At 37.3% G+C, this 12,518-nt stretch carries 11 protein-coding genes; 1 reads left to right on the top strand and 10 read right to left on the bottom strand.

The genetic code is table 11. The features are described 5' to 3' along the window. Position 1 precedes the first annotated feature (1 nt). The 6 genes from AB1278_RS02680 to AB1278_RS02655 all read right to left on the bottom strand — a co-directional run bounded on the left by AB1278_RS02680 (position 2) and on the right by AB1278_RS02655 (position 6,611). Positions 2 to 1,528: a phytoene desaturase family protein gene (locus AB1278_RS02680; protein WP_202839892.1), complete on the bottom strand. Its 1,527-nt coding sequence runs from the start codon at positions 1,526 to 1,528 to the stop codon at positions 2 to 4. Between the two features lie 159 nt (positions 1,529 to 1,687). Continuing rightward, positions 1,688 to 2,572, bottom strand: a complete 885-nt coding sequence (locus AB1278_RS02675) for a lipid A biosynthesis acyltransferase (protein WP_202839893.1) — start codon at positions 2,570 to 2,572, stop codon at positions 1,688 to 1,690. 119 nt (positions 2,573 to 2,691) lie between these two features. After that, the gene (locus AB1278_RS02670; protein WP_202839895.1) at positions 2,692 to 2,946 is read right to left on the bottom strand and encodes an acyl carrier protein; all 255 of its coding nucleotides are present in this window, start codon (positions 2,944 to 2,946) and stop codon (positions 2,692 to 2,694) included. 4 nt (positions 2,947 to 2,950) lie between these two features. After that, entirely contained in the window at positions 2,951 to 4,171 is a 1,221-nt protein-coding gene (locus AB1278_RS02665) for a beta-ketoacyl-[acyl-carrier-protein] synthase family protein (RefSeq protein ID WP_202839897.1), read from the bottom strand. A gap of 106 nt (positions 4,172 to 4,277) precedes the next feature. After that, complete coding sequence (gene fabG, locus AB1278_RS02660) at positions 4,278 to 5,009, bottom strand: 3-oxoacyl-ACP reductase FabG (protein WP_202839899.1); 732 nt, start codon at positions 5,007 to 5,009, stop codon at positions 4,278 to 4,280. A gap of 81 nt (positions 5,010 to 5,090) precedes the next feature. Then, a complete protein-coding gene (locus tag AB1278_RS02655) occupies positions 5,091 to 6,611 on the bottom strand; it encodes an HAL/PAL/TAL family ammonia-lyase (protein ID WP_429812260.1) in 1,521 nt (506 codons plus the stop codon). 98 nt (positions 6,612 to 6,709) lie between these two features. On the opposite strand from AB1278_RS02655, the gene AB1278_RS02650 reads away from it, so the two are divergent. Continuing rightward, positions 6,710 to 7,966: an NAD(P)/FAD-dependent oxidoreductase gene (locus tag AB1278_RS02650; RefSeq protein ID WP_202839903.1), complete on the top strand. Its 1,257-nt coding sequence runs from the start codon at positions 6,710 to 6,712 to the stop codon at positions 7,964 to 7,966. 34 nt (positions 7,967 to 8,000) lie between these two features. Here the strand turns inward: AB1278_RS02650 and AB1278_RS02645 are convergent, their stop codons facing one another. The 4 genes from AB1278_RS02645 to AB1278_RS02630 all read right to left on the bottom strand — a co-directional run bounded on the left by AB1278_RS02645 (position 8,001) and on the right by AB1278_RS02630 (position 12,413). Then, on the bottom strand, positions 8,001 to 8,606 hold the full coding sequence (locus AB1278_RS02645) for a hypothetical protein (protein WP_202839905.1): 606 nt from the start codon (positions 8,604 to 8,606) through the stop codon (positions 8,001 to 8,003). A 103-nt stretch (positions 8,607 to 8,709) separates the two neighbouring features. Next, positions 8,710 to 9,195, bottom strand: coding sequence for a hypothetical protein (locus tag AB1278_RS02640; RefSeq protein ID WP_395971883.1), 486 nt, complete (start codon positions 9,193 to 9,195; stop codon positions 8,710 to 8,712). A gap of 160 nt (positions 9,196 to 9,355) precedes the next feature. Then, complete coding sequence (locus tag AB1278_RS02635) at positions 9,356 to 10,648, bottom strand: phenylacetate--CoA ligase family protein (RefSeq protein ID WP_202839909.1); 1,293 nt, start codon at positions 10,646 to 10,648, stop codon at positions 9,356 to 9,358. Between the two features lie 76 nt (positions 10,649 to 10,724). Further along, positions 10,725 to 12,413 carry a M23 family metallopeptidase gene (locus AB1278_RS02630; protein ID WP_429812254.1) on the bottom strand — a complete coding sequence of 563 codons (1,689 nt, stop codon included), beginning with the start codon at positions 12,411 to 12,413 and terminating at the stop codon, positions 10,725 to 10,727. Between the last annotated feature and the right edge of the window lie 105 nt (positions 12,414 to 12,518).

The raw sequence follows: 12,518 nt of genomic DNA, 5'->3' as shown, positions 1-12,518 counted from the left end.
TTTAGTTTTTATTAATCATTTGTGTCAACCGCATGTCTATCGTTTCTTTTCCAATAATCTCGGCACAGGTATTAAAGGCTCCGATCGTAACACCTAAGATGCCATGCATATTCACGGATTGTCCCGTCAAAAAAAGATTGTCAATTTTCGTACGTGGGGAAACCATTGTTTTAAGAGGGTTCTCTGAACTTTTCATATATCCGTACATATTTCCTTCAAAATTACCAATATAGTCCCTGTAAGACAAGGGAGAAGAAGTATAGAGTGTTTTAACAGCGTGTCTTATATTGGGAATCTTCTTTTCCAGGGCATCAAGCATTTTCTCAGTCTTTTCAAGCTTAAACCTTTCATAAGTTTCTCCTCTTTCATGCTCATCCGCAACTGTATTGAATGTATTTTCCCATTCTTTAACCTCATCAAAATCCATATAAGAAATCGCGGTAAGACTTTCTGCAAATTCAGGATGATGTTTTGAAGGGGTAGATGAAAGCATATAAGTTTCCGGCCACGACTCTTTTTGGTATTGGGATGCATTCCAGACCTGATCTTCCGATGAATAGTGGTATCTGTTGTAATTGAAATTCGGAAGACTGTGAGGTTTTAAAACCAGATAAATACTAAAACACGAAGAAACAGGCTTCCAGCTTAAAACCCTGTTCAGAAAGGATTTTTTCAGTCTTTCCTCGCCTATCAGTTTGATGGTGGAGCGTATTTCTATATTTGATATAAATTGTTTTGCCTCGTATTCTTTTCCTGCTTTCGTCTTTACAGAAGTCAGTGTATTATTTTCATTAAAAACAAATTCTGAAACTTCCGAGTGCTTGTGTACTTCGGCTCCATATTCCCGGAGTTTTCTGATTAAAAGTTTAGAAATCTGACTTCCTCCTTTCACACATTTGTAAGCACTTTGAATGTAAGAATTTACCGTCAGAGCATGTACATAAAAGGGAACATTCTCCGAGTCTCCGGCATATAAAAAGTTGGAACCCAGTAAAACTGACTGCAATTTTTTATTCTGGGTAACAGACTCAATGAATCTTTTAGTATTGAGGTGCAGGATTTCTTCGTTGTAACTGTCCTTTCCTACTACATGATATCTTGGAAACTGGCTGCATACATATTGAATTTCTTCACAGTAGTTTTCAAGGTTTTCTTTTTCTTCGGGGAAATATTTTGAAAGCTGTTCAACAAAATTCTGATAGCCCTGTGCATGAGGATATTCTATTTCATCATCACCGAAACTGATTCTGTCATAGCCATCTTCATCCATCAACTGAAGTTCAAGGTCATCCATGATTTCCAGATAGGAAAAAAACTGATTCAGGTTTTGCCCTTTGGATAAACCTCCCAGATAGTGGACTCCTGTATCGAAAATAAGCTTATTCCTTGAAAAAGTCTGAAGATTTCCGCCATATTGGTTATTTTTCTCGAGAACACATACTTTCAGACCTTCTTTCGCCAAAATAAGAGCCGAAACAAGACCTCCCAATCCACTGCCGATTACAAGTATGTCGTATGCTTTCTTCAAAAGAGAATGTGCTTTTAATAATTAAGAAACAGGGAATTTAAGATATTTAAAGTTTACTTTGGTAAAGTAAGCATAGAAATTTTATGGGTTCTCTTAAATCTCGGTAAATCTTAATGGTTTTTTAGTTTTTATTCGTTTTTCGGGATAAAAATAGAAAAATTAATCAACATCATCCCAAAAATCAAAATAATTAAACCATTGAAGCGGGTATTTTTTCACCATGGTTTCAAGATTCTGAACATAAGACTGTAAAAGTCCCTGTGAATCACGGTTTTTGATATTCTGTGCCACTCTTGCGTACAGATGGTAATGAAGATTATTCTCCTTCATCACATAGACATATACTACGGGAACGCCTAACCTTGAGGCGATCAAAAACGGGCCGGCCGGAAATTTTGCACTTTTACCCAGCAGTTCTGTTTCCAGATATTTGGAACCTTCAAAATAACGGTCTCCGGTAAAGCAGATGAGTTCATTATTAGACAAAGCCTGATTGATCTCAAAGATATGAGACATGTCCTCCTTCACGTAAATAAACTTAATATTACTCTTTTTTACCGCAACACTTTCCAGATATTCCTTGATCACGGTCACTTCCTGATCTGTGGTTACCAGATTGATCTGGCAGTCGAAGTCGATATCTGCAAAAAAGTGTTCTGCAATTTCAAAATTACCGATATGGGCACTGATGAGCACACCTCCTTTTTTAGCAGCTAAAAGATTTCTGAGGTTTTCAATACCGTCAAATTCATAGGTATATTTTTCTCTGAGTCCTGCTGAAATAGCTGTTTTATCAATCAGAACTTTTCCGAAGGTAAAATAGCTTTTAAAGATGGAAGCTTTGGATTTCCAGTATCCATAGTTCAATCTTTTCTGAAAATAATAAAGAATGTATTGATTGCTTTTCTTCTGAAACAGGGAATAATAAGCGGCTACAAAATACAGCACCCCATATGAACTTCTGATCCCGATATTTCTAATACACCAGACAAATATTCTGTATCCGAGTACTGTTCCTTTAGATTTACCTTTCCACTTGTTCATATCTAGAATTTAATATAACAGAGAGCCAATGTAATAATACCTTTTTGAAGTGTCCGTTACCGGATCACTGTGATATTGTTACATTGGCACATTTTATAGAATAAAGATTGACTCAATAACTACACGTTTTTTTCAGCAATCTTATGTTCAATCGTTGTATAGAAATCATCAAATGTCACCATTTTTTTGAAATCTGCTTCTCCTAATTTCACGCCGAAATTGGATTCGATCACGACTACCATGTCGATATAATCTAAGCTGTCTAAGCCCAGTGTATTTTTAAGGTTGGCATCGTTACTGATTTCGTCTCCGTCTACCTCGAATTCGTTTACCAGAAAATCATTAACAATAGCAACAATTTTTTCCCTTTCCATGTTTTTAATCAAATTTTTTAACTATTAGTGCAGAATTGGTTCCCCCAAACCCAAAAGAATTCGACAAAAATACATCAATTTTTTGATTTTTTGTTTTTGCAACTAAATTTATCTTTTGTGCTTCATTATCAGGGTTTTCCAGATTGATATTGGGAGCAACAAAATCGTTCTGCATCATCAGAATGGAGTAGATAACTTCACTTGCACCTGCCATCCAGCACTCGTGTCCGGTCATAGATTTGGTAGAACTTACCGGAACTTCACTGCCGAAAATCTCATAAATGGCTTTCGCTTCGTTCGCATCACCAATTGGAGTAGAAGTTGCGTGAGCATTGATATAATCGATGTCTGAAGCTTTTAATCCTGACTGTTTTAAGGCTCTGTCCATTGCCAAAGCCGGCCCATCTACATTAGGAGTTGAAATATGACCTCCGTTGGAAGAAAAACCATATCCGATAATTTCAGCAATAATCGGAGCGCCTCTTCTTTGGGCAGATTCCAAACTTTCAACAATCAGACTGGCTGCTCCGCCACTTGGAATCAATCCGTCTCTTTCTGCATCGAAAGGTCTTGATGCTTTTGCAGGCTCATCTTCTCTGGCTGAGAACACTCCCAATCCGTCAAAGCTCGCCATGGAATATTTGTTGGTTTCCTGAGCTCCGCCGCAGATAATCATATCCTGGAAACCATTTTTAATCATCATATAAGCCAGCCCTAAAGAATGAGAACCGCTTGCACATGCTGCACTGATGGTAAGATTAATCCCTTTCAGCTTAAAAATCGTTGAAAGGTTCATCGTTACTGTTGAGTTCATTGATTTGAAAATCGCTCCCGATCCCATCAATGTTGTATCTTTCTTTTCCCTTGCAATATCGATAGATTCTACGACTGCCTGGGAAACACTGTCATTTCCGTACAAGATCCCCACTTCATGAGCCTCTAAGAATTCTTCATCCAGATTCGCCTGTTTTAAAGCATCCAGGGTAGCAAGATAAGCATATTCGCTTTCTTCTCCCATACTGATACGCTGGCGTCTGTTTAAAAGATTTTTAAGATCAGGCTTCGGAACTACTCCTGTGAGGCCAGACCTGAAACCAAATTCTTTTCTGTCCTGATCTAAAACAATACCGGATTTTCCTTGATATAGGGATTCCCTGACCTCTTCTAAAGACGTCCCGATGCAGGAATAAATTCCCATTCCGGTAATTACAACCCTATTTTCCATTTGTTTATATTGAATTTAACAATGTATCAGTCTAGTAATGTAACAATCTTTTCATTGATATCAATCAACATTGGTACACCGGTACATTGGTATATTGTTAGATTATTTATGAGTAAATTCCTCCGTTAATATTAATCACTTCACCTGTTATGTAGGAAGATTTTTTAGATGCTAAAAATGCGACAAGATCTGCCACTTCTTCTGCTTCTCCGAATCTGTTGGCAGGAATCATTGCTTTAAGCTCATCTTCATTAAACTCCTGGGTCATATCCGTTTTGATGAAACCCGGCGCAACTGCATTTACCGTAACATTTCTTTTGGCAACTTCCTGAGCAAGAGCCTTTGTAGCTCCTACCAAAGCTCCTTTCGCAGCGGAATAATTCGTCTGGCCGGCTGTTCCTTTTACTCCGGATACAGAAACCATATTGATGATTCTTCCGTATTTGTTACGAAGAAGCTTTTGAATAAAGAAATTGGTCACATTGAAGAAACCATCAAGACTTGTATTGATCACATTATTCCAGTCTTCTTTCTGCATCCACATAAAAAGGCCGTCTCTTGTGATTCCGGCATTATTGACAATCACTTCCACCACTGCATCAGGGTTTTTCTCCTGCCACTCCGTTAAAACAGCTTGTGTTTCTTCGGTGTTTCCTACATCAAATTTAAGAATTTCTCCGGTAGAACCCAATTCTTCCACTTTAGCCAATGTTTCTTTGGCTGCCGTTTCATTTGAAGCGTAGTTGATAAGGATGTGATAGTTTTTCTCTTCTGCCAGTTTTATACAGATTGCCCTCCCGATTCCTCTGGAGCCACCTGTTACAATTGCACATTTCATGCGTTAGTGTTTATATCGTTTTTAGTTTTTTAAGTTGATGCTGGAAGCCTTTTTTAAAAGACAATTGATGGCAACCAGTAGTTACATTCCTTTCAGGTATTTCTTTACTTCCTCCAGATACGGATACATGACCATATCGTCTGAGAAAGCAGGAATAATTTTTCTGATATCATCATACAGTTCTTTTGTAGAGGATGAAACCTTATCCTGGAATCCAAGATATTCCACAGCCTGAATAATGGTAATCGCTTCAATCGCCAATACTTCAAAAGCATTTTCAATGACTTTTCTGCAAATTACCGCAGCGTTTGTTCCCATACTAACGATATCCTGATTATCGTTATTGTTTGGAATACTGTGAACATACATAGAATTTGACAGCATCTGGCTTTCTGCCGTAGTAGAAGTTGCCGTAAACTGTACTCCCTGCATCCCGAAATTGAAACCTAATTTACCTAAATTGACAAAAGGAGGCAAAATTTCATTGATTTTCGCATTCAGAAGGTAGTTTAACTGTCTTTCTGCAAGCATGGTCAGTTTTGTCACCACGATTTTAAGCTTGTCCATTTCCAGAGAAATATAATCTCCATGGAAGTTTCCTCCATGGTAAACATGCTGGTCTTCAACATTGATAATCGGATTATCATTCGCTGAATTAATCTCATTTTCAAGAACTTTCTCTGTATATTCCAATGTATCCAATACCGGACCTAAAATCTGAGGAACACATCGTAAAGAATAATATTCCTGAACTTTCTCCTTGAATACTTTTTCCTGCTCTTCAAAATGAGTATAAAGATGCTCTTCTCTTTTTCTGATCAACTTACTGTCTGCCAGATGAGAACGCATTCTTTCTGCCACTTTTTGCTGCCCATAATGTCTTTTGGTTCCGTTCAACGCTTCTGACAGGTGATCATCATAAGCCTGTACAATCTCATTGATCGCACAGGAAAGCCTAAGGGAAATATCAACAAGCTGATTCGCTTTATAAGCATTCACAATACCAATTCCTGACATTACGGAAGTTCCGTTCATTAAAGCAAGTCCTTCACGGATCTCTACTTTGATCGGTTCTAAGCCTTCTGTTTCAAAAACTTCTTTGGTAGATTTTCTTTCTCCATTGTAAAAAACTTCTCCTTCTCCAATCAATACCAAAGCCAGGTGAGCCAGCTGAACAAGGTCTCCGCTTGCTCCTACGCCTCCATGTTCAAAGATCAATGGGGTAATATCTCTGTTGATCAGCTCCTGAAGCAGATAAATAACAGACTGGTGCACTCCTGAATTCCCTAAAGATAAGGTATTCAATCTTGCCAGCATACACGCTTTTACTTCTTCCGCAGGTAAAGGATTTCCAATTCCTGAAGAATGGCTTCTGATCAGGTTATACTGAAGCTGGTGGGTGTCTTCATCACTGATTTTAAACTGAGCCATGGGCCCAAAACCGGTGTTCACACCATATATTACTTTATTTTTTGAAAACTCTTTTAAAAACTGAAAACTTTTATCCACTCTTGATAAAAGTGATTCATCCAGTTCTATTTTTTCATTCTCAATGATAATTTTTTGAAAGTCTTTCAGTTCTAAAAAGTTATTTATTTTCATCAATTAAAAGTAATAGTTGATAATTTTGTAAAATATTAATTATTTGTCACTAATTTTGCGGCAAAGATAAAAGTTATTATTAAAATAAAAAATCAAAGATGAGCAAAGAATTTGTTGACGTTCTTGTAATCGGAGCCGGACCCTCCGGATGCGTGTCTTCTTCGTACCTGAAGAACAATAACGTCAGCGTAAAAGTAGTTGAAAAAACAAAATTCCCCAGACTCGTAGTTGGAGAAAGCTTAATTCCAAGGGTAATGGACCACTTTGAGGAGGCCGGACTTTTCCCTGCATTAGACAAAATGGGCTTTGAAAAAAAGCTTGGGGCTCGTTTCCTTCGTGGTGAGGAAGTCTGCATTTTTGATTTCAGCAACAAATTCGGGGAAGGCTGGGACTGGACCTGGCAGGTTCCAAGAGCTGATTTTGATAATACACTTGCTCAGGAAGTCATTAACAAAGGAATTGATCTTGAGTTTGAAACTGAAGTGATAGATATCAAATTTGACGGGACAGATTCTATAACTACGGTAAGAAACAAGGATGGAGAAACAAAAGAGATCCACGCTAAGTTTGTTATCGATTCCAGCGGATACGGAAGAGTACTGCCTCGCCTGCTTGATCTTGAAAAACCTTCAAAATTATCACCTCACTCTGCGATTTTCTCTCATGTAAATGATATCAACAGAGAACCGGGAGAAGAAGGAACTTTAATTTCTTTTGACATCATTGAAACTGAAGTATGGCTTTGGGTAATTCCTTTTTCCAACGGAAACACAAGTTTAGGAATTGTAGGGCCTACTGAATATATCGACAAATTGTCTGAAAACGGAGATACAATGGAAGCTTTAAGAAAAGCGATTTCTCTTTCTGAATATTATGTAAAACGTTTTGGAAACGTAGATTTCCTTTTTGAACCTAAACATCTGAAAGATTATTCCTGTTCGGTTAAAAGTTTATTTGGAGACGGATTTGCCTTAACAGGAAATGCCTCTGAATTCCTTGATCCGGTATTTTCTTCCGGAATGGCTTTTGCCACAGAATCCGGAATGCTGGCCGCAAAACTGGCGCTAAGACAATTAAACGGAGAAAAAATCGACTGGCAAAGGGAATACACAGACTACATTTTATACGGAGTGGATGTTTTCACCACCTATGTAAAAGAATGGTATACCGGAAATCTGCAGGAGCTATTCTTCCATCAGCCAGAAAATCCGGATGTAAAGAAAAAGATCTGTGCTGTTTTAGCAGGCTATGTCTGGAATAAAGACAATCCTTTTGTGAGAAAGCACGATACGGTAATTAAAAACCTTGCGAACCTGATCAAGCTGGAAAAACAGGAGCAGCAAAATCAAGCATAATAAAAACGGTCTGAAAAATTCAGACCGTTTTTGTTTATTTTATAACTTCTTTGATTTCCTTTCCCAATTTTTTTCCGGTAACTTCATAGGCTGCAGCTATTCTTCCGTATTCCCATGCAAATTCTTTATTCATTTGCTTGCCTCCTATTTTATCTGCTTGTAATCTCATCACTACTTTCGAAGGATCATCAGTTTCCACAAACTTCATATCTGCTGTTAATTTTGCTTCCTGAGAACCTATCATTCCGCCATACCAGCCGGCATAAATCCATTTTGCATCAATAATCAGCGTGTATTTTGTCTTTGCATCCTTTTTGAAAACTACTTTTTTGGATTTCCCATTTATGCCTTTAAGGAAATAGTCCAAATACTCAGAATTTTTAAACTGTCCCCACTGATAAATCCAGTTTTTCCATACAGCTTCGCTTTTTTTGGCTGTAATATCCGCTTTCCTGTTTTCCAGGTATTGAGCTTCCGTCATGTTCTTCTCCTGATAGGCTGCATTATCAAACACCAACTGAACATTCACTTCGTTTTGATCTTTTAAAAAATCAAAATTTCCGGACTCAACTTTAATTTGATTTTGGGCAAAAGCTACCACTCCAATTGCCATGAACAGCAATAACAATAATTTTCTCATATTTTTTAAATTAGTTTTTATTTAAGCGCCCAAAGATATTTACTTTTATTGATAAGTAACCGTAAAAAAACAGCCTGAAAGTTCAGACCGTTTTTGTACAAAATTATTTCAATTTATCTTCTTTTTTTATCTTAGCATCTTCTGCCATCATTTTTGTATGATCTTCTGTCATTTTTGTATGCTCCCTTATCAGTTCTTCATCCTCTTTCATCATTTGATCATGATCAGCTTTCAATTGATTGATGTCAAAATTTTCAGTTGCATGCTTTCTCTCCAATTCATCATGCTTTTTTATAATTTCAGAATGCCTGGAAAGCAGGTCTGCATGCTGCTGCAGAATATTCTTATGCAAAGCTTCAATTTTGTTATGCTCACTGGTAGCAGGTTCATTCTGCAGGTGATGAATACTGGTAAAAGCAGCATGTTCTTTTTCCATTACCGAATGAGCTGTTTCTAATTTGCTATGATCAGATTTCAATTTAGCATGTGCTGCCGAGAGTTCTTTTTCAAGTTCATTACCTTGTTTTTTACATGATACGAATGCAAGGCCTATAGTTAAGCCAGCCATCAGAATTAATTTTTTTTCCATTTTTTTATGTTTAATTCCCGTAAAATTACTCAATAAGACTCTAAATAACGGATTTTCGTAAAAAAGACATTTTATTGATCTAGTAAGAAAAAATCCGGCTAATTTAAGCCGGAATAAGTGTAAAATAAAAAGAATAATATTAATTTTTAAGAAAAGCAGATCAACGTAAATCAATAAAATTAATCGGTTTTCTGCTGTTTGGATTAAAAACTGCTTTAGAAAGAATATCAAAGTCTATGATTTCAATTTTAGGACTTACTCTCAGTTTTGCACGGAAGTGGTCTCTTACTTCATTGACAAACCCTTCATGATCTGCTTCTGTACTCAGTTTAATGATAATCTCATCAAGTCCGATTTCGTTGGCCTGAATCACAATCTGGTAGCATAAGATATTATTAAAATCATTCAAAATATCATTCATGGCAGGAGGATACAATGTTGTTCCCTTATATTTGATCATCTGCTGCTTTCTTCCTACAACAGGTCCTAATCTCATTGTATTTCTTCCGCACTGACATGGTTCATAATGGGCTTTTACAAGATCTCCGGTTTTAAACCTCAACAAAGGAATGGCCTCCACTCCCAAAGTCGTAATCGTAAGTTCTCCGCTTTCTCCTTCTTTCACAGGATTGCCATCGTCATCCAGAATTTCTGTAATAATCAGTTCCGGATGGTGATGTCCTCCGATCTGGAATTCACATTCTGTAAAGGCAGTACTCATTTCCGTAGAGGCATAGGTGGAAAAGAGTTTGATGTCCCATTTTTCTTTGATTTTCTGTGAAAGAATATTATCTGTAAAATCCTGATTTTTGATACTTTCTCCAATACAAACAGCACCGTAAACACCGGAATTTTTATAATCCAATCCATGTTTTTCCGCATAATCAATCATTTTCAACAGAAAAGAAGGAACAGTGATCAGATATCTGGGTTTGTATCTGAAGATAGAATCCCATTGCAGTTCAGGAATTCCCGGTCCCATTCTTACTACGCTGGCACCCATTTTCCGTAAGCCCAAAAAGTAGGCAAGTCCAGCCATAAATCTTTTATCTATGGTGGTGATCATCTGCACAACATCTCCTTTCTGAATTCCTGCACATGCGAAAGATATCGCTTCATTGTATGCAAGCCTTTCCAGATCACTGTCGGACAATCCGAAAGTCACCGGATCTCCCAATGTTCCGGAAGTGGTGCTGTAATCCACAATTTTATCCGGTGTTATGCAGAAAAAATCATGATTATACTGCTGGAGATCATTCTTTGTGGTGGTAGGAATCTTCTGAAGATCTTCCAAAGTACGAATATCCTCTATAGTAATATTATTTTCTTTGAACAGTTTCTGATAAAACGGCGAATGAGCTTCAAGATAAGCCAAAAGCTCATGAAGTTTTTCTTCCTGAAATATTTTGATTTCCTGAATCCCTGCTTTCTCGATTGACGGATGAAATTCCAATGATTTTAATTTTTTAAAAGGCAAATTTATCTAATTAAAATTAAAAGATTTAAAGATTCAAGTATTAAAAGATGAATTATCTCCTAAACGTAAAAGTTTGTGTATTGGTATTCCCGGCAGTATTGATAGTTGTTACTTTTAAACTATGAGAACCACTTCCTTTCGGGCATTTTTCATCAAAAATGTAGACAAAATTATCTTTTACTCTTGCAAACCTCAGCCATTTACCATCCAGTTCGGCACGAAATGATACAATATCACCCACTTTCGTTGTTCCCTTTAAAAGTAATGAACTGCTATTAACCAACGCTCCTTCTGCCCAGCCTGATGAAACGGATGGAAGATTATTGTCAATCACTAATTTCGCCGTACCCAATCTGTTGAATTTCCCTTCTGCCCAGTCACCATTCCATTTTACCTTGACAACGGTTTTATCACTGCCATAATCAAGGAGGATAACAGCTTTGTCTTTTTCTGTATTGGTTAATTTTCTTTTCGGTTTTATCTTTAAAGTATATTCATCCTGAACGGGAATGTATGGACTATGCAAAACAATGGTATTTGAAACAGCATCCGGATCTGTATCCGGTTTTTCATAAGCATTGAAATTTACGACATCATAGATGGCATTTTTACTGAAGCTGATTTCCGCATTTCCGGTTGCAATTGTTTTCCCTTCATCAGGCATCACCGTTTTTCCTGTTGGAGATACTTTCTCTGAAGTTTTACTTAACTGAACTTTTGTTGTTAAGCGGCTTGTATTTCCTTTGGCATCTTTCAGAACGATTTCAATGGTGTGAACATTCTCATCCTGAAGTTTGATAACCCCACTTAAGTCTGAAAGGCTATAATTCTGCAGTTTCATTCCCGGTAAATCAGACAGGTGCTGAATTCCCATTTTATCCCTGATGAATTTTGTATAGTCTATACAGCCGTTGATATACCGGGTATCGTCGTAATGTATTTTATCAATTTTAAAACTGTACATCAGATTGCCATCCATAAACAGTTCTGTCTGATAAATACCAAGATTAAATCCTTTATTGGCTTTATCTACAGCTTTAATGGCAAAACTTATCTCCGGAGAACTCACCTGAACAAGATTAGCCGTATAAGCATTTCCCGCTTTTTTTACGGCAATACTATTTGCACCGGGTTCATAAGTACTGAAACGTCTGTCATACCAATACAATCCGCTAATAATCGGGGCAATATTGTCAGGAATGGCAAACCCAAAAAGTAACGGATTTAAGCATTCCTCTGTTTTGGTATCTCTTATTTCAAAGTGCAGATGCGGACCCGCCGAACCTCCGGTATTTCCACTCAAAGCAATCTGTTGTCCTTTCTCCATAGGAAACTGTCCGGGCTGAAAAGTAATATCCTGTTCCCACTTTTCCTCTTTATATTGTTTTTTCTTTACGTATTCATCCAGTTTACTGAAGTATTTATTCAGGTGGGCATATACCGTGGTATAGCCGTTGGGATGAGTGATGTACACTGCATTTCCAAATCCGTACCGCTCTACTTTTATTCTGCTCACATAACCTTCTGCGGCTGCAAGAACCGGAAGATTTTCCTGGCTGTTGGTTCTCAGATCCAATCCCATGTGAAAGTGATTGGTCCGCACAGCACCAAAATTGGCAGCAAGCTGCATGGGAATATTTAGTGGGTTTCTGAAATAATTTTGTGGATAATTATTTTGAGCTTGTACAATGCCTGTGTTGATAAAACAAACCAAAAGCATCAGGTAATAAAAGATTTTCATACAGCATTTGGGTTTATACGTCTAATTAAATATACGAATTTTTAAGTTATGCTTATTTTTTTGACCGCAGATTTCACAGATTTTCACAGATGATTATGTTGTAGG

The organism is Chryseobacterium sp. NRRL B-14798, assembly GCF_050470705.1.
Lineage (GTDB): Bacteria > Bacteroidota > Bacteroidia > Flavobacteriales > Weeksellaceae > Chryseobacterium > Chryseobacterium cupriresistens.
This window is presented reverse-complemented; position numbering and strand designations above follow the sequence as displayed.

Bases quoted from the DNA above. Each gene is read 5' to 3' on its own strand.
- AB1278_RS02675 (WP_202839893.1), bottom strand. From the start codon at position 2,572: ATGAACAAGTGGAAAGGTAAATCTAAAGGAACAGTACTCGGATACAGA.
- AB1278_RS02670 (WP_202839895.1), bottom strand. From the start codon at position 2,946: ATGGAAAGGGAAAAAATTGTTGCTATTGTTAATGATTTTCTGGTAAAC.
- AB1278_RS02665 (WP_202839897.1), bottom strand. From the start codon at position 4,171: ATGGAAAATAGGGTTGTAATTACCGGAATGGGAATTTATTCCTGCATC.
- fabG (WP_202839899.1), bottom strand. From the start codon at position 5,009: ATGAAATGTGCAATTGTAACAGGTGGCTCCAGAGGAATCGGGAGGGCA.
- AB1278_RS02655 (WP_429812260.1), bottom strand. From the start codon at position 6,611: ATGAAAATAAATAACTTTTTAGAACTGAAAGACTTTCAAAAAATTATC.
- AB1278_RS02650 (WP_202839903.1), top strand. From the start codon at position 6,710: ATGAGCAAAGAATTTGTTGACGTTCTTGTAATCGGAGCCGGACCCTCC.
- AB1278_RS02645 (WP_202839905.1), bottom strand. From the start codon at position 8,606: ATGAGAAAATTATTGTTATTGCTGTTCATGGCAATTGGAGTGGTAGCT.
- AB1278_RS02640 (WP_395971883.1), bottom strand. From the start codon at position 9,195: ATGGAAAAAAAATTAATTCTGATGGCTGGCTTAACTATAGGCCTTGCA.
- AB1278_RS02630 (WP_429812254.1), bottom strand. From the start codon at position 12,413: ATGAAAATCTTTTATTACCTGATGCTTTTGGTTTGTTTTATCAACACA.